Source organism: Nonomuraea sp. NPDC050536 (assembly GCF_044457685.1).
In the GTDB taxonomy this organism is placed as follows: domain Bacteria; phylum Actinomycetota; class Actinomycetes; order Streptosporangiales; family Streptosporangiaceae; genus Nonomuraea.
This window is the reverse complement of the sequence record NZ_JBITHD010000012.1, coordinates 244,051-264,906: the sequence shown is the minus strand read 5'-3', so window position 1 is coordinate 264,906 and position 20,856 is coordinate 244,051. Positions and strand designations below refer to the sequence as shown.

Below are 20,856 nucleotides of genomic sequence, written 5' to 3'. Positions count from 1 at the left end.
GGTGACTAACGGCTCCGCTTGGTGAGTGTATTCCGGATTACGCGGATTTCTCGGTGGGTTCGTCGTCACTTCGAGGGATCAGGGTGGGATTCACCTTGTTGCGTACGGTGTCCCGATCTATCACCACGCGGGCTACGTCGTCGCGGCTCGGAACCTCGTACATGAGGTTGAGCAGGACCTCCTCCATGATCGCCTTGGTGGCCCTGGCGCCGGTGCGGCGCAGCAGGGCCTGCCCGGCGATCTCGGCCACGGCCTCGTCGGTGAACTCCAGGTCCACGCCGTCCAGCTCGAACAGCCTGCGGTACTGCTTGACCAGCGCGTTGCGCGGCTCGGTGAGGATGCGGACCAGCGCCTCGACGTCGAGCTGCTCCAGGGTGGCGATGATGGGCAGGCGGCCCACGAACTCGGGGATGAGCCCGAATCTCATGAGCTCGCGGGGGAGGTTCCTGGCCTTCCGGGCTCTGGGGAGGAACCCGGCGTGGCGCTGGTCGGGCACCTCCATGCCCTCGAACGCGCCGCCCGCGATGAACAGCACGTTCGTGGTGTCGAGCCTGATGGTGTCCTGTTGCGGATGCTTGCGGCCGCCGTCCGGCGGCACCTCCGCGACGGTGCCCTCCATGATCTTCAACAGCGCCTGCTGGACGCCCTCGCCTGAGACGTCGCGGACGATCGACGGGTTCTCGCTCTTGCGGGTCAGCTTGTCGATCTCGTCGAGGTAGACGATGCCCTGCTCGGCCCGCCCGACGTCGTCGCCGGCGGCCCGCAGGAGCTTGAGCAGGATGGTCTCGACGTCCTCGCCGACGTACCCGGCCTCGGTCAGCGCCGTGGCGTCGGCCATCGCGAACGGGACCTCCAGCATTCTGGCCAGCGTCTGGGCCAGGTACGTCTTGCCCGACCCCGTCGGGCCGACCAGCAGGATGTTGGACTTGCCGAGCTCCCCGGCCCCGGATCTGACCCGCTTGTAGTGGTTGTAGACCGCTACGGCGAGCGTCCGCTTGGCGTGGTCCTGGCCGATCACGTACTCGTCGAGGAAGGCGTGGATCTCCCTCGGCTTGGGCAGCGCAGGCGGGTCGGGGCGGTCGTCGGCGATCAGCTCGGTGGAGACGGCCACGCAACCGTCGCAGATGCAGATCCTGCCGGGGCCCGCGATGAGCTTCTTGACCTGCCTCTGGGGCTTGCCGCAGAAAGCGCAGGCGAGCTCGCTCATCGCAGCGTCACCGGCAGCGACGTCAGGCGCCACGTGCCCGGGTCGGGGGCGCGGATCTCGTCCACCTCGGCGGCCAGCGCCAGGTCGGGGAAGCTCCGCAGCAGCGACGTGAGCGCCACCTCGGTCTCCACCCTGGCCACGGACGCGCCCACGCAGAAGTGCGGGCCGAAGGAGAACCCCAGATGGTTCTGCCTGCCGTTGGCGATGTCGAACCTGTCGGGGTCCGGGAACGCTCGCGGGTCGCGGTTGGCCGCGGCCACGGACACGCAGACGGCCTCGCCCTTCCGGACCTGCACGCCGTACAGGTCGAGGTCCTCGCGGGCGTAGCGCGGGATGGACAGCAGCGTCGGGCCGCACCAGCGGATCAGCTCCTCGACGGCCATGGGCATCTTCGCCGGGTCCGCGCGCAGGGCCTGGAGCTGGTCAGGGTGGGTGAGCAGGGTCGCGATCGAGTTCGCGATGAGGTTCGTCGGGGTCTGGCCGGACAGGACCAGCTGCCAGATCATCGTGACCAGCTCGGTCTCGCTCAGGCGGTCGCCGTCGTCGACCGCCTGCACCAGATCGGTCACGAGATCGTCGCCGGGCTCTTCCCGCCGTCGCGCCACGGCTGCCTTCGCGCCCTCCATGACTCTCGGAATCGCCTTGGCGAACGCCTCGCCCATGCCCATCGCGACGGTCGCCCCGTACTCCCGCCACCGCGGCCGATCCTCGTCGGGGATGCCTACGAGCTCGCAGATCACATCCATCGGCAACGCCCGCGCGAACCCGGTCAGCAGGTCCACCACCTCCACCCCCGGTGACTCCACCCGCGGCGACCCCTCTCGCGCCGATTCCGCCTGCGGCGACCCCACCTGCGGCGCGCCCGCTTGCTGCCGGGGCGCTGGTTGCGTGTCTGCTCGCGCGTCCTGAGCAGAGCTCTCCCTGGTCCCTGTCCCTGGCAACGCCTCCTCGGCGGTCACGTACCGCGGCGCTTCCCCGGCGGTGGCTTGCAGGGTGTCGAGGAGGTGGTCGACGCGGGCCTGGATGCGGGGGCGGAAGTCGTTGGCGCGGCGGGGGGTGAAGGCCGGAGCGACCAGGCGGCGCAGGCGGGCGTGCTCCTGGCCGTTCATCTCGCTCATGGTGCTCATGTACGGCAGGCAGTCGTCGGGCACGTCCGGCCGCATGAAACTGCCCGCGTTGATCTCGAACCTGGGGTCGCCCAGCATCTCCCGGGCCTCGGCGTGCCGGGTGACGACCCACATCGGCGCCATCCCGGGGATCAGGAGCCGGGCCACGGGTGCCTGCTCGCGTGCCGCGCCGTACGTCCCGAACGGGTCTCTGATCACCGCCACGTCCGTGAGATCGATCTCGGGTACTCCGGTCATGAACCCTCCCGCATGCTCAGATCACATGTTCACATCATCTGGATGGTGACAGTATCCTTGGATCCCACCGCCCGGCAAACGCGCAGCGAGGGAATCGATGGCACGCCTCACCAGAGCGGAGACGCAGGAGCGCAACCGGGCCAGAGTGCTCGCCGCCGCCAAGGAGGAGTTCGCCGCCCGCGGCTACCGCGAGGCCAGGATCGACGCCATCGCCGAAGCGGCCGGCCTGACCCGCGGCGGCGTCTACTCCAACTTCCCCAGCAAACGCGCCCTCTACTTCGCCGTCCTGGCCCACCTCGCCACCCCCCACCCCGCCTCTCCGACTGCCAGAAGCGAGCCCGGCACGGGCAGCGAGCGCGGTACGGAGGTGGCGGGCCACGCCGATACGACGGTCAGAGGCGAGCGTGGTTCAGAGGTGGCGGGGCACGGTGATCTGACGGCTTGGGGTGGGCGTGGTGTGGAGGGCGGGCGGGGGCGGGACTCGATGGCGGGGGTCCGGGATGCTGTTGGCGCGTTTGCGCGGTGGTGGGTCGGGGGGTTGCCGCTGGCTACTGCGGAGTCGGAGGCGTGGCTGGGGATCGACCTCGTGGGGGAGGTGCTGGCCGATGAGCGGACGCGGCGGGTTTACGGGCAGTTGCTGAAGCTGGATGCGCTGCTGCTCGGGCTGGCGATGGAGCGGGTTCGGGTGCTGGGGACCGCGGCCGAGCGGCTGGAGCGGGTCCGGCAGCCCGCCGTACCGCATGGGCGGCTTGTGCGGGTGGCTGAGGCGGTGTTGACCACGTTGCATGGGGCTCGGCAGCTGGCGGCTGCGGCTACGGGGTTCGTGGAGCCGTTCGATGTCATCACGGGTTGCGAGCGGCTGGTGGGGGTCGAGCTCGACACGGGGTGGGCTCCGGCGCATCTGCCGTGGGCGCCTCCCGCGCGTCCGGTCGATGAGCGATGGTCGCCACCGCCCGCCGTCGATGTCGTACACGCGGAATCCGCCTACCTCGGCGGCCCTGAAGCCCCTCCCGGTCGTCGTGCCGCCGGGCCGAGCGTCGGCGGGGAGTACGAGGAGGTTGTGGTCGTGGTGGGGCTGCAGCGGGTCGAGGCCGTGGAGGAGGCTGTGCGGGCGGTACCTCCAGGCGTCGGGGTGACGGCGGTGCTGGTCACGTCGGATCCGGCGGAGTTCGGGCCGTTGGCGCGGCTGGTGGTGGGCGAGGTGTGCGTGGGGGTACGGCAGGCGTTCCCGCGGGAGGCGTGGCCCGCTTTGCAGGTGGTGTTCGACGAGCCCGGGACCGTGGCCGCGGCCGCGGGGGTGACCGCGGTGAGCGACGAGACGGAGGTCGCCATCCGCGTCCGGGCCGGCCGGATCGTGGCCAGAGCCGAAGGCCGCGGAGCCGCCCACGCCGCAGCATCCGCCCCGATACCATTCCCTTCGCGAGGTTAGCTTCCCGCCGACCTCCCGGCTGTCCGCAGGCGGTCAATCCCGAGCAGGCCGGCGCTCGGCCAGGTGGCCCCACGCTGATACGACAGCGATGGAGACGACCAGCAACACAGCGCTTCCGGCGATGTCGAGCACGTAGTGGTTCCCCGTGATGAGCACGACTGCCGCCATACCCAGCGGAAAGATCCACGACAGCAACGCCGATCGCGGATGGGAGGCCCGCAGCGCGCACCACACGGCATACGCGCACCACAACGACCATCCCACGTGCATGCTGGGCATCGCCGAATACAGGTTCTGGCCGTTCTCGATCTCTCGTGAGGCATGGCCGCCGAAGATGTCGTGCTCGGCGATGATGTCGACGACGCCCGGTAAGGCGAACCGCGGGGGCGACATGGGCAGCGCCCAGAAAACAGGCAGCACAAGAACGGCCATCGCGATGAGGGTCCGGCGGACCTTGACGTAGACCTCGGCATGCCGAACGAAGACCCACACCAGCACACCGATGATCACGACGTAGTACAGGCGGTAGTAATACACCGCCGGCTGGATGAAGGACGGGTGCTCGGTCAGCCACTGGTTCGCCCTCAGTTCGATGCCCAGGTGGCTGGCCCGTTCTATGGATTGCAAGGCCAGAGCGTTGGCGGTGGCGGCTGCGACGCCCTTCCCGGCGGCGGCATGAAGCCGTGAGAAGAGCAGGGTCACGAGCAGCAGACCGGCCACTTCGACGAGCGGGGCAGGGCGCCGCCCACCCATCCTCCCGACAAGTACGGCTGAGCGGACCCGCGCCACCAGACGCGATAATCGGCCGGCAGCCACCTCACGAGGGCTCACACGGGTCACACTAAAGCACCCCGGGATCATGTCGCAGCCGACGAATGTGCCGCGGGCCGAAGGCCGGCCATGCCAGCGCGAGAACCACAGCGGATGGCCCGACGCGTCTGCGCGGCGGCAGAGGTGTGCGGCCCAAGCGCGTCGGTGGTGGTCATGATCGCTGCCTTGAATCGGCTGGAGGGCGGCGACGGGCCATGCGGGTGACGATGACGAGCGCTGCGAAACGGACTGACCGCGCAAACGAGGATTTCACCGGCGCCGTACCGACGGCAGCGGTGCTGATCGACGGCGCCGGCATCCCCGGCACCGAATCAATCTGCCAGCACGGGGACCCGCCGAAATCATCCGTCGTGTACGGCAGGCGGAGGCGCGCCACGGGGTTGCGGCGGACGATGCGACGATCGCACACTGCACCGACCTCGGCGAGACCTGACCGTCGCCGGCGGAGCGTGTCCGGCCTCCTGGCGTGTTATCTGCAGCGGCGGGGAAGTGGGGATTGGTGCGGTGATGTCGTAGGTGGCTCGGCGGGGAAGTGGGCGGGTGGCATGAGATTGGGTGGGGAGTGAGCGGATTGGGGCTTTGGTGCGTCCAAAGGAGTATGAAGACGTGGCGGATCGGAATGCTCGGCGTCGGCGTGGTCGCGCTGGGCATCGGTGTCGGGGCTCCGGCGCAGGCGGATGGTGCGGCGGCGACCGCAGGCGGGTCGGGTAACGCCGGGGTGGCCGTAGGCACAGTGGGAAGCGACGCAGTAAGCGCCGGAAGCAACGCGGGAAGTGCCGGAAGTATCGCGGGAGGTGCCGGGGGGAAGGCGGGCTCGGTGGTGACCGTGCGGGTGCCGGGTGGGGCGGCGGTGGCCGTACGTAAGAAGGTGCTGGTCGAGCTGCGGAAGGAGGGCGGGTTCGCGGGCCTGCAGGACAGGGTGGTCGTCTACACCAACGGGTGCGTGCGGCTGAGCCGGCGGACCGGGCCCGTGATCGACAAGTGCCTGACCGGGGCCGAGTGGCGCGGGCTGCGGGGGAGCCTGAAGCAGCTCAAGCTGGGCAGGAACGAGGCGCAGCCGCAGGGCGCCGACTTCCTGAAGTACACGCTGACCTACCGCGGGCGCCACGTCAGCCGTTACACGTTGACGCAGACGTGGAGCCCGGTGGTCAGGCGGATGGAGAAGGTCCTGCAGAAGTACTGGGCGCCCGACTGATCGCCATCCGCAGCACCTCGAGGGCTCGCGAGTCGTCCGGTCCCGACCAGGCAACGTGCTGGTCGGGCCGGACCAGCCGCCGGGTGGGCGCCGCGACGACGCGCAGCCGACGCCCGCCGTCGCGGGTGGTGAACCAGCCGTCGCCGTCGGGGTCGGTGTAGTAGGCCGCGGTCTCCGTCACGTTGGGCACGCCCACAGGGCCATCACTGTCCTCCAGTGAACCTCTGACGGAGCTCGCCGATCCCTTCCACGTGGCTGACCAGCTCGTCGCCGGGAGCCAGCCACCGCTGCGGGGTGCGTCCCATGCCGACGCCCGCGGGGGTGCCGGTGAAGATCAGGTCGCCGGGCAGCAGGGGCAGCCGGGCCGACAGCCGCGTGATGAGCATCGGGATCGAGAAGATCAGGTCCCGGGTGTGCCCCTTCTGGACCTCCTCGCCGTTGATGGCCGAGCCCAGCGTCAGGTCGTCGGGGTCGGCGAACTCGTCGGGCGTGACCACCCACGGCCCCGTCGGCGCGAACCCGGGGAACGACTTGCCCATGCTGAACTGCGGTGCGACCCCGGCCAGCTGCGAGACGCGCTCGGACAGGTCCTGGCCCACGGTGAGCCCGGCGATGTGGCCCCAGGCGTCCTCTTCTGCGACGTTCCTGGCCAGGGAGCCGATGACGGCGACCAGCTCGACCTCCCAGTCGGTGTTCCCGCCGGGCGGCAGTGCCACCTCGCTGACCGGGCCGGTGATCGCCGAGACGAACTTGGTGAACACCGGCGGCAGCCCCTCCGGCACCGCGAAGCCCGACTCGGCAGCATGGTCCCGGTAGTTCAGCCCGATGGCGAACACCTGGCGCGGCACGGGTACCGGCGCTCCCAGATCCTCCGGCGCGAACGACTCCCCGCCGGGCAGCGCGGCCTCGGCGGCCCAGGCACGGAACTCGGCCCAGCGCTCGTACACGGCCTGCGGATCGGCGCCGAACAGGCCCTGGCTGGCCTGTTCCACGTCCACGGCCAGGCCGTCCCTGACCAGAACCAGCCGCCCGTTCAGATTCGCCACGCGCATCGACAAGTCTCCCTAATTCAGCATGATGATTACGGTGATAATGCTCCGGGATGCCCCGTAGCGTCAAGAACCTTTGCCAACTCGCACCGCTCCGATAAGGGACCTTCGGGGATGCCTCACCCGTACGGGAGGTATGTGTGAGCGCTACTGATGTGCAGGACTTCCTGTGGCGGTCGTGATCTCGCCACCGGCCAAGAGGCTGCTGCCGCTGGTGGTGCCCGCCCTGGTGGTGGGCATCGGCGCCGCCCTGATCCTGATGGCGCTGACCGAGGTGTCCACGCTCATCGAGCACGTGGTGTGGCGGCCGACCGCCTGGTGGTGGACGGTGGTCGTCCTCACCGTGGCCGGCGTGCTGACCGGGCTCGTGCTGTGGAAGGTGCCCGGGCACGCGGGCACTGACCCGGCGACCGAGTCGCTGGTCGCGCCGCCCGACCCGCTGCCCGTGCTGCCGAGCGTGGCGCTGGCGGCCATGATCACGCTGGCCGGTGGTGTCAGCCTGGGCCCGGAGAACCCGATCGTCGTGATCAACAACGGGCTCGCGGCCGGGCTCGGCGCACGTCTGCTGCCGAAACTGCCGGCGCCGCTGTGGGTGGGCATGGCCGTGGCGGGCACCGTCGGGGCGCTGTTCGGCACGCCGGTCGCGGCGGCGCTCATGCTGTCGGAGCTGCGGGCGGCAGAACCGGACATACCGCTGTGGGATCGGCTGTTCGGGCCGTTGGTGGCCGCCGCCGCCGGGTCGCTGACCATCAAGGCGCTCGGCGGCGAGGAACTCACGGTCGGGCTGCCCCCCTATCCCGGCTTCCATCTGCTCGACCTGGTGACGGGTTCGGCGGTCGCGGTCGTGGCCGTGCTGCTCGCGCTGGCGGGCGTGTACGTGTTCCCGCACGCGCACCGCTTCTTCCACGCCCTGCCCAACCCGGTGCTCATGGCCGGGCTCGGCGGGTTGGTGCTGGGCGTCCTGGGCGTGATCGGCGGACGGATCACCTTGTTCAAGGGGCTGGAGCAGGCCAAGGAGCTGGTCGCCGGCTCGCACGGGGCCGGACAGCTGGCCCTGATCGTCGTGGTGAAGCTGGTGGCCCTGATCGTGGCCGCCACCTCCGGGTTCCGCGGCGGGCGGATTTTCCCCGTCGTCTTCCTCGGGGTCGCGTTCGGGCTGCTGGCCCACGCGCTGGTGCCGGCGATCCCGCCCGCGCTCGGGGCCACGGCGGGTGTGCTCGGGTTCGTCCTGGTGGTCACCCAGCAGGGCTGGCTCAGCCTGTTCACCGCGGTGGCCGTCGTGGGCCAGATCGAGCTGCTGCCGCTGGCCATCATCATGATCCTGCCCGCCTGGTTGCTGGTCTCCGGCAAGCCGCCGATGCAGGTCGTCGTGGAGCACCCGCCTACCCGGGAAGGCGGACCTCCACCACGAGACCGCCCGCCGGACCAGGGCGAGCCGTGAGCTCGGCGTCGTGCGCCACCGCGATGGCCCGCACGATCGACAGCCCGAGCCCGTGGTGCCCGCCGTCACGCGCGGTCCGCTCGCTGTCCAGCCGCTCGAACGGCTCGAAGAGCCGCTCGACCTGATCCGCCGGGACCACGGGACCGGTGTTGGCCACCGACAGGAACGCCCGCCCCTCCCTGGTCCCGGTGCCGATCTCGACTCGGCCGCCCGGCAGGTTGTACTGCACGGCGTTGCCCACCAGGTTGGCCACCAGCCGCTCCACCAGCGCCTGATCGCCCGCGACGGACGCCGGGGAGAGGGAGGCCGAGATCCGTGGATCGGGATGCGCCAGCAGGACCCGCTCCACCAGCGCCCGCAGGTCGAACGGCTCCCTGCGCTCCAGTCCGCGCTCGCCGGCGGCCAGCGCCAGCAGCGCCTCCAGCCGCCGGTCCTGCTCCTTGCTGAGCGCCAGCAGCCGCTCGCAGGTCGCCCGGAGCGCTTCCGGCGTGGCGTCAGGATCGGTGAGCGTCTCCTCCAGCAGTGCCCGCTCCAGCGTCAGCGGGGTCCGCAGCTCGTGCGCGGCATTGGCGACGAAGTGCTTCTGCGCGTCGAAGGCCGCCTCCAGCCTGCCGAGCAGCCCGTCCACGGTGTCGGCGAGGTCCTTCACCTCGTCGTGCGGCGCCCGTACGGCCAGCCGTTCGTGCAGGTTGCGCGCGGAGATGTCGCGGACGGACGAGGCCATCGCGCGCATCGGACGAAGCGCCCGCCCGGCCACCAGCCAGCCCAGCGCCACCGAGACGATCACCATGACGGTCAGCGCGATCCCCGACTGCGTCACCAGCTCGTGCAGCACCGCCTCGCGCAGCCGCGCGGCCTCGGCCTGCAGCCGCTGCGCGACGCCGGGCAGCGCGGGCACCTCGCGGTGGAAGGTGTCGCCGGGATCCCCCAGCCCGGCGGGCGTGTCGACGCCGAACAGCACCTGCCCGGCCGACCGGCTCACCAGCAGGTACGTGATGCCCAGCAGCACCGCGCCGGAGGCGGCGAACACGGCGCTGTAGAGCGCGGTCAGGCGCAGGCGGATGCTGCGGCGCATCAGATGCGGTAGCCGCTGCGCGGCACGGTCTCGATCAGCGGCGGCTCGCCCAGCTTGGCCCGCAGCCGGTTGACCGTCGCCTTGACCGTCGTGGTGAACGGGTCGGCCGCCTCGTCCCACACCCGTTCGAGCAGCTCCTCGGCCGGCACCGCCCGCCCCCGCGCGGCCAGCAGGTACTCCAGTACGGCCAGCTCCTTCGGCGTCAGCGCCAGCCGCATCCCGGCCCGGGTGGCGGAGCGTTGCGCCGGATCCAGCCGCAGATCGCCGTGGACCAGCACGGGCGGCTGGGCGGGCTGCGAGCGCCTGCCCAGCGCCCGGATCCTGGCCACCAGCTCGGCGTAGGCGAACGGCTTGGCCAGGTAGTCGTCGGCGCCGAGGCTGAGCCCCTCGACCCGCTCGGCCAGCGTGCCCGACGCGGTCAGCATCAGCACCCGGGTACGCGGGGCGTGCTCGACCAGGTGGCCGCAGACCTCGTCGCCGTGCACGCCGGGCAGGTCACGGTCCAGCACCACGACGTCGTAGTCCATGAGCGAGGCCCGGTCGAGCGCGGCCCGGCCGTCGCCCGCCAGGTCGACCGCCATCCCCTCCCTGCGCAGCACCCTGGCCACCGACTGGGCCAGCTCCAGGTGATCCTCGACCACCAGCACCCTCATGGTTGACGAGGATATGCCGGGCACCGGTCACACCCCGGTCACACAACCCCGGACCTGGACGTGACCCCCGGATCCGTAGAAACAGCCCCATGAACCTGATGCGAACGCTCGCGGCCGTCGCGATCCTGGCCACGGCCTGCGGCACGACGGACGCCGGAAAACCCGGGGGCGGAGAAGACCCGCAGGTCAAGTACGCCCAGTGCATGCGCACCAACGGCGTGGCCGGCTTCCCCGACCCGGTCAACGGCCGCCTGGAGATCCACTACGGCAAGGACGGCGTCGATCCCGACTCTCCGCAGTTCAAGGCCGCCCAGCAGGCCTGCAAGTCGCTGGCCCCCGCCGGGACCCAGCAGGGACCGGCCGACAACCAGCAGGTCAAGCAGCTGCTGAAGTTCGCCGCCTGCATGCGCGAGCACGGCGTGAAGGACTTCCCCGACCCCAAGGACGGCAACCTGCTCATCGACGGCGTCGACCCGAACACGCCGCAGTTCAAGGCCGCGATGACGGCCTGCAAGCAGTACATGCCGGGCGGCGGCCCGTGAAGGCCCTGCTCGTCGTGCTGATCGTGGTGATCGCGGGGGCCGTCGCGGTCGTCGTCGCCGACCCGTTCCGTGCCAGGGCCAGGCCGCAGCCGGTGGCGAGCGGGCAGACCGCGCTGGCCGCCGTGCGCAAGGGGCGGCTGTCATCGCAGGTCAACCAGACCGGCACGCTGTCCTACGCCGCGCCACGGTCCGTGGTGAACCGGGCCTCCGGTATCTACACCAGGCTGCCGGAACCAGGGCAGGAGATCGGCTGCGGGAAGCCGCTCTACCGGGTCGGAAACACCCCGGTCGTGCTGCTGTGCGGTACGGCTCCGCCGTACCGGGATCTGTCGGAAGGAGACAGCGGAGGGGACGTGCGGCAGCTCAACCGCGCGCTGCTGGGGAGCTCGTCCGGCTACTTCGGGTGGCGGACGCGCAGGGCCGTACGGAGGCTGCAGGACCGGGTCGGCGCCGAGGTGACGGGGGAGCTGGAGCTGGGCTCGACCGTGATCATGCCGGGGCCGCTGCGGATCGGCACAGTGAGCGTGAAGCTCGGCATGACCGCCGTGCCAGGCACGCCTCTCGCGGAGGCGACCTCGACAGGGCGGCAGGTCACCGCGAACCTCAACCCCGCGCAGCAGGCCGAGGTCCGGGCAGGCGACAAGGTGCGGATCACGCTGCCGTCCGGCCGCATCACGCCGGGCACGGTCAGCAGGATCGGGACGGTGGCCGCCTCCACCTCGACCGTGCCCGTGTACATCGCGTTGCGGAGGCCACGGGACGCCCGGGCGCTCGATCACGCGCCGGTGCAGCTGCAGATCACCACCGGCGGGGTGCAGAACGCGCTCATCGTGCCGGTGACCGCGCTGGTGGTGCGGGCGGGCGGCGGGTACGCGGTGGAGACCGAGGACCACCGGCTCGTCCCCGTCAGGCTGGGGCTCTTCGACGACGCCGACGGGCTGGTCCAGGTGCTCGGGGACCTCGCCCCAGGGCAGCACGTGGTGGTGCCGGCGACATGACCACGGTTCTTGAGCTGGAGCAGGTGACCAAGATCTACGGGCTGGTGGCCGCGCTGCGCGGGGTGAGCTTCTCCGTCGAGGAGGGCGAGCTGGTCGCGATCGTGGGCCCGTCAGGGTCGGGCAAGACCACGCTGCTGCACGTGATGGGCACGCTGGAGCGGCCGAGCGGCGGCACCGTGCGGATCGGCGGCGTCGACGCGGCCGGGCTGGACGACCGTGCCCTGGCCGGGCTGCGGGCCAGGCGGATCGGCTTCGTCTTCCAGCAGTTCTTCCTGGCCGAGCACGCGACCGTGCTGGAGAACGTGGCCGACGGGCTGCTGTACTCCGGAGTCCACGTCAAGGAGCGGCGGGCGCGGGCCGCCGAGGCGCTGGAGCAGGTGGGGCTGGCCGATCGTTCGAGCTTCCGGCCGGGGAAGCTGTCGGGTGGGCAGCGGCAGCGGGTGGCGATCGCCAGGGCGCTGGTGGGCAGGCCGGCGATCGTGCTGGCCGACGAGCCGACCGGCAATCTCGACAGCGAGACCGGCGCCTCGATCATGCGGCTGCTGCACGAGCTGAACGCGGGCGGCGCCACCATCATCATGATCACCCACGATGCCGGGCTGGCCGCCGGGCTGCCCAGGCAGGTGCACGTGCTCGACGGAAGGATCGTGCGGTCATGAGGCTCGCGGATCACGCCCGGGTGGCCGGCGTCGGATTGCGGGCACGGCCGCTGCGGTCCTCGCTGTCCGCGCTGGGCATCGCGATCGGGGTGGCGGCCATCGTGGCCGTGCTCGGGCTGTCGTCCTCCTCGCAGGCGGGGCTGCTGGCCGAGATCGACCGGCTGGGCACCAACCTGCTGACCGCGAGCACCGGCCGTACGCTCACCGGCGAGGACGCCGAGTTGCCCGCCGCCGCGCCCGCGCGGGTCTCCCGGGTGGAGGCCGTCGAGCAGGTGGCCGACACGGGCGCGATCGGCTCGGCCAAGGTCTACCGCAGCCCGCTGATCCCCGTCGCCAACACCAACGCGCTGCAGGTCAGGGCCGTCAGCCTGAACCTGCCGCCGGTCGTGGCCACCTCCGTGGCGCAGGGCCGCTGGCTCAATCCCGCCACGGCCACCCAGCCGGTCGCGGTGCTGGGTTCGCTCGCGGCCGAGCGGCTGGGGATCGCGCGCGTCCACCCGGGACAGCGGGTCTGGCTGGGCGGCCAATGGTTCTACGTCGCCGGGATCCTGCGGCCCGCCACGCTCGCGCCGGAGATCGACGCGAGCGTGCTGATCGGCTACCCGGCGGCGCGCCGGTACTTCACCCACGCGCCGCCGACCACGATCTACGTGCGGTCGGACACCAGCCGGGTGCGGCAGGTGCAGGAACTGCTCGCGCGGGCGGTCAACCCCGAGTCGCCGAACGAGGTCGACGTCAGCCGCCCCTCGGCCGCCCTGACCGCGCGCGCAGCGGCCAGCGGCGCCTTCAACAGCCTCTTCCTCGGGCTCGGCGCCGTGGCGCTGGTCGTGGGCGCGGTCGGCGTGGCCAACATCATGATCATCTCGGTGCTCGAGCGGCGCTCGGAGATCGGCCTGAGGCGCGCGCTCGGCGCCACCCGCGGCCAGATCCGCACGCAGTTCCTCGCAGAGGCGATCGTGCTCGCCCTGCTCGGCGGTACGGCGGGCGTCGCCGCAGGCGTGCTGGCCACCATCGGCTACGCCACCGCCAAACAGTGGGACGTCATCGTTCCCGCGCAGGCGTGGGCGGGCGGCATCGCCGCAGCCGTCCTGATAGGCGCGGTCGCCGGGCTGCTGCCCGCGATCAGGGCGGCACGGATGTCGCCCACCGAGGCGCTACGGACGGTATGACTGCCGGACCTCGTAGTGCTTCATCTCGTCGATCTGGTCGAAGAACGGCCTGACCGCCTGGAAGAACTCACCGAAGCGAGGGCTGCGGCGGAAACCCTGCTCGTGGCCCTCCACGGAGTCCCACTCGATGCGCACCACGAAGTGCTCCGGCTCCTCCACGCCCCGGGAGATCTCATAGGCCAGGCAGTGCTCGTCGCCGTCCAGCACGGCGGAGGCCGCCTTGTAGGCCTGTTCGAACTCCGCGGCGCGGTCCGCGGGCACGGTGTAACGGATGTATTCGACGACCACGATGGGTCACCTTTCCTGAGGGATCGATTTCCAATACAATACAGGTGTGGATGCTAATGCGCGTAAGGGTCGCGCCAGGGACTCCGCGATCGACGCCCGGATCCTCGACGTGGTGAGCCGCCACCTGTCCATGTACGGCTACGTCGGCGTCTCCCTCGCCGCGGTCGCCGAGGAGGCGGGCACCACCCGCCAGGCCCTCTACCGCCGCTGGCCAGGCAAGGCCGAGCTCGCCGCCGCCGCGGTCGCCGCCATGGAGGACAAACGCCAGGCCGAGCCCGCCGACGACCCCTTCACCGCGCTGGTCGCCGAGCTCACGGACTTCCAGCAGGGCGTCTCCCGGCCCGGCCGGTTGTCGCTGGTCGGCACCATGCTCCAGGACACCACCGACCCCGACGTCCTCGCGCGCTACCGCGCCCGCGTCATCGCCCCGCGGCGCCGTCGCCTGCTCGCGATCCTCGAACACGCCCGCCGGCTGGGCCGCATCTCCCCGGACGCGGACCTGGAGGTGGCGCTCACCATGTGCACGGGCGCCTGGTACGGCCGCGCCCTCGCCGGCGCCGACGTCCCACCCCACTGGCCGGAACGCACCGCCACCCTCATCTGGCGCGCCCTCGGCGGCGACGTCCCCCCCGGCGTATCAGACCTCCGCTGACCCTCTCCGCACCTCGTGCGGAGGTGCACACCGAGCCCCGGGTACGGCGTGCCGGTGCCCCCGGATCATGACAGCGCCTTGACCGGACCCCTGGAGCCAGGGTGACGCAGCGCCGTTGCGGCGGGTGAGTGGCATCGACTCGCCGGGAGCGCCGGGCGCGGGTCCTCGGCGAATGGCGGCGGGCGGCCGGTGGGGCGGCCTGCCGTACCAGCTTGATTTCCTGACAAATATCCCCACCAGTAGCCTCATCCGGTGCGCATCATTGACGACCGGTTCGAGCTGGTCGAGAGGCTCGGGAGCGGCGGGATGGGGCTCGTGTGGCGGGCCCGCGACCTCGCGTTGCACCGCGAGGTCGCGATCAAGGAGGTGCGTCCGCCCGACTCGGCCGACGTGGCGGAGGAGATCCGGGGTCGGGTGCTGCGCGAGGCGCAGGCTCTGGCCCGGCTGAACCACCCGCACGTGGTGACGATCCATCACATCGTGGAAGACCGGTTCCCGTGGATCGTCATGGAGCTGGTGCAGGGCGGTTCGCTGCAGGACCGCCTTGCCCACGGGCCGCTGCCGCCGCACGAGGTGGCCAGGCTGGGCAGAGAGGTGCTGTCGGCGCTGCGGGCCGCGCACTCCGTGGGCATCCTGCACCGCGACGTGAAGCCGGCCAACGTGCTGCTGCGTCCGGACGGGTCGTCGGTGCTGACGGACTTCGGGATCGCGGCGGTGCGGGAGACGCCGAACCTGACGGCGACGGGATCGTTCATCGGGTCGCCGGAGTACATGGCGCCCGAGCGGGTCAATGGCTACGAGGGCAACCCCGCCTCCGACCTGTGGTCGCTGGGGATGCTGCTGTACGTCGCGGTGGAGGGCCGCCACCCGATGCGCCGGCAGACCGTGATGGCGACGCTGGCCGCGGTGCTGCAGGGCGAGATCCCGCAGCCGGAGCGGGCGGGACCGCTGGCGCCGGTGCTGGCCGCGCTGCTGCGGCGCGACCCGGCCGCGCGGCCCGATCCCGACAGCCTGGACCGGATGCTCGCCGGGGGGTTGACGGGCTCGATGACCATGCCGATGCGGCCGCGCCCGAAGCGCGGGCTGGCGGTCGGGGTGACCACGGCGGTCGTGGCGGCGGTCGTGGCACTGGGGGTGGTCGGGTGGAACCTCATCCCGCGCACGCAGATCCAGGACCCCGGCACGACCTTCACGCCGCCGGCGAGCTCGCTCCCCAAGAAGTCGGCGACGACCGAGCCGTCAGACGAGCCGACACAGCAGGCGCAGCAGGTCAACCTGCACACGGCCGCGGGGATGCAGGTCCTGATGGCTCAGGTGAAGCGGCTCACCGGCGGCACCAAGGTCGTCAGCCTGGCCGCCTATCCCACCTACGCCTCCTTCAACGCGCCGGTCAAGACCGACAAGGAGGTCTACGACACCTACTTCTTCAGGGACGGCACGGCCGGCAAGCAGAGCAAGGGCAGCAAGATCGACAACCCTCCGGTGGACCTGGCCAGGTTCGACTGGAACAGGCTGCCCGCGCTGTTCCGCAAGGCCGACAGGGTGCTCGGCGTGCGCAAGCCCACCACGCACTATCTGGTCATCGATCCCGGGTTCGCCTCGCTGTTCGGTAACAGCCCATTCATGATGATCTACGTGGGAGACGACTACCGCACGGCCTACCTCGTCGCGGACGCGCACGGCAGGGTGATCAAGACCTATCCGGCCTAGGGCGAAGCAGTCGCCGTTTGGCCGCCTGAGACGGGGTAGAGGGTGTGGCGCCGAGGCAAGACAAAGCGATCGAAGGGAGGAGCCCCCATGGAGCTCTGGAACTATCGACCCGACGTCTATGACCGGAGCCAGCCGCTGGACCTGGCGGGGTACCACGTGCGTGCCGCCGACGGGCGGATCGGGACGGTGGACGAGGCGACGTACGAGACTGGCGAGAGCTATCTCGTCGTGGACACCGGACCGTGGATCTTCGGTAAGAAGGTCATGCTGCCCGCGTCGGCGATCACCCAGATCGACCCGGGCGAACGCGAGGTCCACGTCTCCCGCACCAAGCAGGAGATCAAGGACGCGCCCGAGTTCGACGAGGGCACGTTCAAGGAACCCGAATACCGGACGCGGCTGGCGGACTACTACGGCCGCTTCACGGTCTAGCAGCTGAAACCGGGCCGCGCTCCCTCACGGGGGCGCGGCCCTCTTCGAGTTCGCGGGCCGCGGCCTCGAGCTGCTCGATCATCGCCGTGGCGGCGGGCAGCCGGTAGGTGCCCGCGGGGGTGGCCGTCATGACGGTCCTGGTCAGCGACCTCTCGCTGAGCGGGCGCACGACCAGGTCGGGGCCCGTCGCGGACAGGGTGAGGAAGGGCGCGAGGGCGACGCCGAGCCCGGCGGCCACCAGGCCGCGGACGGTCATCTGGTCGTCGGTTCTGAAGGCGATCCTGGGTTCGAAGCCCGCCTCCCTGCAGGCCCGCGGGAGGACGTCCATGGTCGAGCCGTGGTGCACGCCTTGGATCCAGCGTTCCTCGGCCAGGTCGCGCAGGCGGATCCGGCGCCGCGAGGCCAGGCGGTGGCCGGGCGGGAGGGCGATGTGGAGGGGATCGGTCATCAGGGGGATGACCTCGACGCCGTCCGGGACCTCCATGGGGACGACGGGGAACTCGTAGACCAGCGCCAGGTCCAGCTCGTGGGCCAGCACCGCGGCCATCGCCTCGTCCCTGTCGGCCTCGACGAGCTCGACCTCCACCCGGGGGTGCGCGCGCACGAACGCCCGTACGGCCTGCGGCATGAGCGTGGCGTTGGCCGTGGTGAACGAGCCGAACCTGAGCCGCCCGCCGTCCGCCGCGGAGATCGCGGCCAGGGTGGTCTCGGCGGCGCGCAGCTCGGCCAGGATCCGCTCGGCATGCCGTACCAGAGCTCTGCCCGCCTCGGTCAGGCGCACGCCGCGGGCGTGCCGCTCGAGCAGGCGCGTGCCGGCCTCCCGCTCCAGGACGGAGATCTGCTGTGACAGCGCGGAGGTCGTGTAGGACAGCGCGGCGGCGGCGTGGGTGAGCGAGCCATGCCGGGCGACCTCGTGCAGCACCCGGAGCCTGGAGACGTCGAGCATACGGCAACGCTAAAGCCTGCCTTAAGTAGGTGTCGATTGTGCTTAACGCTCGTGGTTCCTAGATTGGCCTTGGATCACAAGAAAGCCGAGGTCAACGGCATGCGATTCGGCACACCCTACGAAGAGGTCTACCTCGACGACGCCTTCGTCCCGGAGAAGGAGGCGCGGCTCAGCGTGCTGGCCAACGTCGTCTCCTACGGGACCGGCACGTTCGAGGGCATCAGGGCCGGCTGGAACGCCGGTCACGGGGAGCTCTACCTGCTCGAGGCGCTCGCCCACTACGAGCGGCTGGCCCGCTCGGCCCGCATCCTCGGGCTGGCGCTCGGCCACGGCCCGGAGCGGCTGGTGGAGGTGACCGCGGAGCTGCTGCGCCGCAACCAGGTGCGCGGCGACGCCTACGTGCGCCCGCTGTTGCTCCAGGCGGGCGAGCAGCTCGGCGTGCGGATGCACGACTCGGGCCTACGGCTGTGCGTCGCGGCCACCCCGATGCCCGGCGACTACATCGACCAGCGCGGCGTGCGCTGCATGGTCAGCTCGTGGCGCCGGACCCCGGACGCCACGATGCCCAACAGAGCCAAGGTGATCGGCGGTTACGTGGGCCCCGCCCTGGCCAAGACCGAGGCCATCCGAGCGGGCTACGACGAGGCCATCATGCTGACCGCCGACGGCTACGTGGCCGAGGCCACCACGTCCAACATCCTGCTCAGGTACGGCGAGCAGTGGATCACCCCGGCACCAGCCGACGACATCCTGGCCGGGATCACCCGCGGCCAGGTCATGCGGCTGCTGCTGGAGGAGCACGGCATGGAGACCATGGAGCGGCGCGTCCAGCGGTCCGAGCTGTACTCCTGCGACGAGGCCCTGCTGTGCGGCACGGCCGCGCTGGTCGCGCCGATCGTCGAGGTCGACGGTCGGCCGGTGGGTGACGGGGAGGCGGGTGCGGTGACGCTCGCCGTACAGGACGCGCTGCGGGCGATCTCGTGCCGCCGGGACGGGCGGCACCCGGAATGGACCACCCCTGTGTACGGAGGACGGTAATGCTGCGCAAGCTCGAGGACATCCAGCCCACCCGGATCTGGAACGACGTGCTGGCCCGCGTCGTGCACGGCGAGAAGCTCACACTGTCGGTGGTGGAGATCCCGCCCGGCGGCGTGGTGCCCGAGCACCATCACCCCAACGAGCAGCTGGGGCTGTGCCTGCAGGGCAGCCTGACCTTCCGGGTAGGCGACGACAGGCGCGAGCTCGGGCCCGGCGGCACGTGGCGGATCCTGGCCGAGGTGCCGCACGAGGTGGAGGCGGGACCGCACGGTGCGGTGGTGGTGGAGGCGTTCGCCCCGATCCGCGACGACTGGAACGGGCTCGAGCTCGCCCCGCACGCACCGCCGCGCTGGCCGTCACCAGGTGACCGGTAGCCGGTACACGCCGTAGACGTCCAGGCCGTGGCGCATCGGCACCTCCTCGGCCGGCACCGCCAGCCGTAGTGCCGGAAAGCGCCGCAGCAGCGCGGGGAAGGCCACCCGCATCTCGACGCGGGCCAGCTGCTGGCCCAGGCACTGGTGGATGCCGTGGCCGAAGCCCAGGTGGCCGGTGGCCTGGCGGCGCAGGTCGAGCCGGTCGGGGTCGGGGAACCTGCCGGGGTCGCGGTTGGCGGCCTGGGCGGAGATCGCCACGGTCTCCCCGGCCTTGATCAGGTGGCCGTCGAGCTCGACGTCCTCCAGCGCCGAGCGGGCGCCGGTGTGGGCGATCGTCAGGTACCGCAGCAGCTCCTCGACGGCCTGCTCGGCCAGCTCGGGGTCCGAGCGCAGCGCGGCCACCTGGTCGGGGTGCTGGAGCAGGGCGAACGTGCCCAGCGCGAGCAGGTTGGTGGTGGTGTCGAGCCCGGCGCCGAGCAGGAAGCTACCGACCCCGGCCAGCTCCTCGTCGGTGAGGTCGGTCGTGGTCAGGTCGCTGAGCAGGTCGTCGGTCGGCTCGGCGCGCTTGGCCTCGACCAGCTCGCGGACGTAGGCCTGGATCGCGGTGTAGGCGGCGAACTGCTCCTCATGGTTGGCGTCCGCCCCGCTGAGGGCCACGGTGTGGCGGTGGAAGGTGTCGCGCTCGGCGTACGGCACGCCGAGCAGCTCGCAGATCATCAGCGCGGGAATGGGCTGCGCGAAGGCCTGGACCAGGTCGACGGGGCCGCCGTGGCGCTCCATCGCGTCCAGGTGCTCGGCGGTGATCTGCTCGACCCGTTCGGTGAGCAGGCTCATCCTGCGGACGGTGAACTTGCCGGTGAGCAGCTTGCGGAAGCGGGTGTGCTCGGGAGCGTCCATGCCGGTCATGTCGCCCACCGGGGCGGGCGGCATCTCGCCGAGGTCGGCCAGCGGGTAGTGCATGAGCTCGTACCTGGAGCTGAAGCGCCGGTCCGCCAGCACCGCGCGGGCCAGGGTGTGCCCGGTCACCAGCCAGCCCTCGTGCCTGTCGGGGAAGGTCATCCGCGTGATCGGCGGGAAGTCGCGCAGCTCGGCGGGCGGGTCGAAGGGGCATCCGGCGGGACGCTCCGTGGGCAGCTTCACCATGTCGGCATTCCTCTCAAGCGTACGTGGTTCTCGTGTGCGAACAGCGTACGCGTGAGGATTATCGTGCGCAAGTGCGCACGATGTTCGCTCACATGAGCGCTCCGGCCAGCAGCATGCGCAGCGCGGCGAACGCCTCGTCGAGGTCGATCTTGCCGGGGGACAGCCGCCACTGCTGGTGGATGCCGATCAGGGCGCCCATGATCGCGACGGACAGCGCGCTCGCCGTGACGCCCTCGGGCAGCGGGTGTCGCTCCGCCCACACCCTGATGCGCTCGCGCAGGGTGTCCTGGATAGCCACATAGCGGTCGTGGATCGGCGAGTCCGGCTCCAGCGCCTCCACCAGCAGCGTGACGAAGAGTTTGGAGATGGGGAGCCGCAGATAGCTGATCGCCCCGTCGAGCAGCTGGTCCAGCCCGGCCGCATCCTCGTGCATCTGGTCGTTCAGCTGCTCGACCGAATGCTCGAGCACGGCCACCAGCAGCCCCTCCTTGCTGCCGAAGTGCCAGGGGATCGACCCCCTGCTGATCTGTGACCGCTCGGCCACGTCCGCGAACGTGGTCTGCCGGTATCCCTTCTCGGCGAACAGCTCCGCGGCCGCGGCCAGGATCAGCTCCCGGCTCTCGCGGCTGGTCTGCTCTCGTCTCGCACCCATGCCGAATCT

Annotated in this window: 23 protein-coding genes; 12 read left to right on the top strand and 11 right to left on the bottom strand. The window is 71.1% G+C overall.

All coding sequences use genetic code 11. From position 1 onward, the window contains the following. Window positions 1-37: 37 nt before the first annotated feature. On the bottom strand, window positions 38-1,207 hold the full coding sequence (gene clpX, locus ACIBHX_RS31260) for an ATP-dependent Clp protease ATP-binding subunit ClpX (protein ID WP_397070917.1): 1,170 nt from the start codon (window positions 1,205-1,207) through the stop codon (window positions 38-40). Beyond that, window positions 1,204-2,571, bottom strand: a complete 1,368-nt coding sequence (locus ACIBHX_RS31255) for a cytochrome P450 (RefSeq protein WP_397070916.1) — start codon at window positions 2,569-2,571, stop codon at window positions 1,204-1,206. Before ACIBHX_RS31255 ends, clpX begins: the two co-directional genes overlap by 4 nt. Before the next feature lie 97 nt (window positions 2,572-2,668). On the opposite strand from ACIBHX_RS31255, the gene ACIBHX_RS31250 reads away from it, so the two are divergent. Beyond that, complete coding sequence (locus ACIBHX_RS31250; RefSeq protein ID WP_397070915.1) at window positions 2,669-4,000, top strand: TetR/AcrR family transcriptional regulator; 1,332 nt, start codon at window positions 2,669-2,671, stop codon at window positions 3,998-4,000. 33 nt (window positions 4,001-4,033) lie between these two features. Here ACIBHX_RS31250 and ACIBHX_RS31245 read toward each other — a convergent pair whose 3' ends face one another. Further along, window positions 4,034-4,720 (bottom strand): phosphatase PAP2 family protein, encoded by a 687-nt coding sequence (locus ACIBHX_RS31245; protein WP_397070914.1) that lies wholly within the window; start codon window positions 4,718-4,720, stop codon window positions 4,034-4,036. 709 nt (window positions 4,721-5,429) lie between these two features. Between ACIBHX_RS31245 and ACIBHX_RS31240 the strand changes: the two genes are divergently transcribed. Further along, on the top strand, window positions 5,430-6,026 hold the full coding sequence (locus ACIBHX_RS31240) for a hypothetical protein (protein WP_397070913.1): 597 nt from the start codon (window positions 5,430-5,432) through the stop codon (window positions 6,024-6,026). On the opposite strand, the gene ACIBHX_RS31235 is transcribed toward ACIBHX_RS31240, so the two are convergent. Together ACIBHX_RS31235 and ACIBHX_RS31230 are read right to left on the bottom strand one after the other, a co-directional pair. Next, window positions 5,980-6,216 carry a hypothetical protein gene (locus tag ACIBHX_RS31235; protein WP_397070912.1) on the bottom strand — a complete coding sequence of 79 codons (237 nt, stop codon included), beginning with the start codon at window positions 6,214-6,216 and terminating at the stop codon, window positions 5,980-5,982. The genes ACIBHX_RS31240 and ACIBHX_RS31235 overlap by 47 nt on opposite strands. A 13-nt stretch (window positions 6,217-6,229) precedes the next feature. Then, complete coding sequence (locus ACIBHX_RS31230) at window positions 6,230-7,078, bottom strand: fumarylacetoacetate hydrolase family protein (protein WP_397070911.1); 849 nt, start codon at window positions 7,076-7,078, stop codon at window positions 6,230-6,232. A gap of 166 nt (window positions 7,079-7,244) precedes the next feature. Between ACIBHX_RS31230 and ACIBHX_RS31225 the strand changes: the two genes are divergently transcribed. Beyond that, on the top strand, window positions 7,245-8,516 hold the full coding sequence (locus tag ACIBHX_RS31225; protein WP_397070910.1) for an ion channel protein: 1,272 nt from the start codon (window positions 7,245-7,247) through the stop codon (window positions 8,514-8,516). On the opposite strand, the gene ACIBHX_RS31220 is transcribed toward ACIBHX_RS31225, so the two are convergent. Beyond that, window positions 8,458-9,591: a sensor histidine kinase gene (locus ACIBHX_RS31220; RefSeq protein WP_397070909.1), complete on the bottom strand. Its 1,134-nt coding sequence runs from the start codon at window positions 9,589-9,591 to the stop codon at window positions 8,458-8,460. The genes ACIBHX_RS31225 and ACIBHX_RS31220 overlap by 59 nt on opposite strands. Continuing rightward, entirely contained in the window at window positions 9,591-10,244 is a 654-nt protein-coding gene (locus ACIBHX_RS31215) for a response regulator transcription factor (RefSeq protein WP_397070908.1), read from the bottom strand. Before ACIBHX_RS31215 ends, ACIBHX_RS31220 begins: the two co-directional genes overlap by 1 nt. An 89-nt stretch (window positions 10,245-10,333) precedes the next feature. On the opposite strand from ACIBHX_RS31215, the gene ACIBHX_RS31210 reads away from it, so the two are divergent. Genes ACIBHX_RS31210 through ACIBHX_RS31195 form a run of 4 tightly spaced genes read left to right on the top strand, consistent with a single transcriptional unit; the run spans window position 10,334 to window position 13,612 of the window. Next, the gene (locus ACIBHX_RS31210) at window positions 10,334-10,786 is read left to right on the top strand and encodes a hypothetical protein (RefSeq protein WP_397070907.1); all 453 of its coding nucleotides are present in this window, start codon (window positions 10,334-10,336) and stop codon (window positions 10,784-10,786) included. Continuing rightward, entirely contained in the window at window positions 10,783-11,784 is a 1,002-nt protein-coding gene (locus ACIBHX_RS31205; protein WP_397070906.1) for a peptidoglycan-binding protein, read from the top strand. The genes ACIBHX_RS31210 and ACIBHX_RS31205 overlap by 4 nt, the downstream gene beginning before the upstream one ends. After that, entirely contained in the window at window positions 11,781-12,443 is a 663-nt protein-coding gene (locus ACIBHX_RS31200) for an ABC transporter ATP-binding protein (protein WP_397070905.1), read from the top strand. Before ACIBHX_RS31205 ends, ACIBHX_RS31200 begins: the two co-directional genes overlap by 4 nt. Next, complete coding sequence (locus ACIBHX_RS31195; protein WP_397070904.1) at window positions 12,440-13,612, top strand: ABC transporter permease; 1,173 nt, start codon at window positions 12,440-12,442, stop codon at window positions 13,610-13,612. The genes ACIBHX_RS31200 and ACIBHX_RS31195 overlap by 4 nt, the downstream gene beginning before the upstream one ends. Here ACIBHX_RS31195 and ACIBHX_RS31190 read toward each other — a convergent pair. Beyond that, window positions 13,598-13,900 (bottom strand): antibiotic biosynthesis monooxygenase family protein, encoded by a 303-nt coding sequence (locus tag ACIBHX_RS31190; RefSeq protein WP_397070903.1) that lies wholly within the window; start codon window positions 13,898-13,900, stop codon window positions 13,598-13,600. The two genes, ACIBHX_RS31195 and ACIBHX_RS31190, sit on opposite strands and share 15 nt — an antisense overlap. Window positions 13,901-13,946: 46 nt before the next feature. On the opposite strand from ACIBHX_RS31190, the gene ACIBHX_RS31185 reads away from it, so the two are divergent. The 3 genes from ACIBHX_RS31185 to ACIBHX_RS31175 all read left to right on the top strand — a co-directional run bounded on the left by ACIBHX_RS31185 (window position 13,947) and on the right by ACIBHX_RS31175 (window position 16,694). Then, complete coding sequence (locus ACIBHX_RS31185) at window positions 13,947-14,552, top strand: TetR/AcrR family transcriptional regulator (RefSeq protein ID WP_397070902.1); 606 nt, start codon at window positions 13,947-13,949, stop codon at window positions 14,550-14,552. A 252-nt stretch (window positions 14,553-14,804) separates the two neighbouring features. Then, window positions 14,805-16,262: a serine/threonine-protein kinase gene (locus ACIBHX_RS31180; protein ID WP_397070901.1), complete on the top strand. Its 1,458-nt coding sequence runs from the start codon at window positions 14,805-14,807 to the stop codon at window positions 16,260-16,262. Window positions 16,263-16,349: 87 nt separating this feature from the next. Beyond that, a complete protein-coding gene (locus ACIBHX_RS31175; protein WP_397070900.1) occupies window positions 16,350-16,694 on the top strand; it encodes a PRC-barrel domain-containing protein in 345 nt (114 codons plus the stop codon). On the opposite strand, the gene ACIBHX_RS31170 is transcribed toward ACIBHX_RS31175, so the two are convergent. Further along, the gene (locus ACIBHX_RS31170; protein WP_397070899.1) at window positions 16,684-17,640 is read right to left on the bottom strand and encodes a LysR family transcriptional regulator; all 957 of its coding nucleotides are present in this window, start codon (window positions 17,638-17,640) and stop codon (window positions 16,684-16,686) included. The two genes, ACIBHX_RS31175 and ACIBHX_RS31170, sit on opposite strands and share 11 nt — an antisense overlap. 99 nt (window positions 17,641-17,739) lie before the next feature. On the opposite strand from ACIBHX_RS31170, the gene ilvE reads away from it, so the two are divergent. Both ilvE and ACIBHX_RS31160 read left to right on the top strand, forming a co-directional pair. Next, window positions 17,740-18,678, top strand: coding sequence for a branched-chain-amino-acid transaminase (ilvE, locus tag ACIBHX_RS31165; RefSeq protein WP_397070898.1), 939 nt, complete (start codon window positions 17,740-17,742; stop codon window positions 18,676-18,678). Continuing rightward, window positions 18,678-19,052 (top strand): cupin domain-containing protein, encoded by a 375-nt coding sequence (locus tag ACIBHX_RS31160; protein ID WP_397070897.1) that lies wholly within the window; start codon window positions 18,678-18,680, stop codon window positions 19,050-19,052. Before ilvE ends, ACIBHX_RS31160 begins: the two co-directional genes overlap by 1 nt. Here the strand turns inward: ACIBHX_RS31160 and ACIBHX_RS31155 are convergent. Next, on the bottom strand, window positions 19,035-20,195 hold the full coding sequence (locus ACIBHX_RS31155) for a cytochrome P450 (RefSeq protein WP_397070895.1): 1,161 nt from the start codon (window positions 20,193-20,195) through the stop codon (window positions 19,035-19,037). The two genes, ACIBHX_RS31160 and ACIBHX_RS31155, sit on opposite strands and share 18 nt — an antisense overlap. 88 nt (window positions 20,196-20,283) lie before the next feature. Next, entirely contained in the window at window positions 20,284-20,847 is a 564-nt protein-coding gene (locus ACIBHX_RS31150; RefSeq protein ID WP_397070894.1) for a TetR/AcrR family transcriptional regulator, read from the bottom strand. Window positions 20,848-20,856: the final 9 nt, after the last annotated feature.

What these genes read in the sequence shown, in the direction of transcription:
- ACIBHX_RS31195 (WP_397070904.1), top strand. Translation starts at nt 12,440, where the DNA reads ATGAGGCTCGCGGATCACGCCCGGGTGGCCGGCGTCGGATTGCGGGCA.
- ACIBHX_RS31150 (WP_397070894.1), bottom strand. Translation starts at nt 20,847, where the DNA reads ATGGGTGCGAGACGAGAGCAGACCAGCCGCGAGAGCCGGGAGCTGATC.
- ACIBHX_RS31200 (WP_397070905.1), top strand. Translation starts at nt 11,781, where the DNA reads ATGACCACGGTTCTTGAGCTGGAGCAGGTGACCAAGATCTACGGGCTG.
- ACIBHX_RS31255 (WP_397070916.1), bottom strand. Translation starts at nt 2,571, where the DNA reads ATGACCGGAGTACCCGAGATCGATCTCACGGACGTGGCGGTGATCAGA.
- ACIBHX_RS31175 (WP_397070900.1), top strand. Translation starts at nt 16,350, where the DNA reads ATGGAGCTCTGGAACTATCGACCCGACGTCTATGACCGGAGCCAGCCG.
- ilvE (WP_397070898.1), top strand. Translation starts at nt 17,740, where the DNA reads ATGCGATTCGGCACACCCTACGAAGAGGTCTACCTCGACGACGCCTTC.
- ACIBHX_RS31160 (WP_397070897.1), top strand. Translation starts at nt 18,678, where the DNA reads ATGCTGCGCAAGCTCGAGGACATCCAGCCCACCCGGATCTGGAACGAC.
- ACIBHX_RS31215 (WP_397070908.1), bottom strand. Translation starts at nt 10,244, where the DNA reads ATGAGGGTGCTGGTGGTCGAGGATCACCTGGAGCTGGCCCAGTCGGTG.
- ACIBHX_RS31240 (WP_397070913.1), top strand. Translation starts at nt 5,430, where the DNA reads ATGAAGACGTGGCGGATCGGAATGCTCGGCGTCGGCGTGGTCGCGCTG.
- ACIBHX_RS31220 (WP_397070909.1), bottom strand. Translation starts at nt 9,591, where the DNA reads ATGCGCCGCAGCATCCGCCTGCGCCTGACCGCGCTCTACAGCGCCGTG.
- ACIBHX_RS31170 (WP_397070899.1), bottom strand. Translation starts at nt 17,640, where the DNA reads ATGCTCGACGTCTCCAGGCTCCGGGTGCTGCACGAGGTCGCCCGGCAT.
- ACIBHX_RS31230 (WP_397070911.1), bottom strand. Translation starts at nt 7,078, where the DNA reads ATGCGCGTGGCGAATCTGAACGGGCGGCTGGTTCTGGTCAGGGACGGC.
- ACIBHX_RS31210 (WP_397070907.1), top strand. Translation starts at nt 10,334, where the DNA reads ATGAACCTGATGCGAACGCTCGCGGCCGTCGCGATCCTGGCCACGGCC.
- clpX (WP_397070917.1), bottom strand. Translation starts at nt 1,207, where the DNA reads ATGAGCGAGCTCGCCTGCGCTTTCTGCGGCAAGCCCCAGAGGCAGGTC.
- ACIBHX_RS31155 (WP_397070895.1), bottom strand. Translation starts at nt 20,195, where the DNA reads ATGGTGAAGCTGCCCACGGAGCGTCCCGCCGGATGCCCCTTCGACCCG.
- ACIBHX_RS31250 (WP_397070915.1), top strand. Translation starts at nt 2,669, where the DNA reads ATGGCACGCCTCACCAGAGCGGAGACGCAGGAGCGCAACCGGGCCAGA.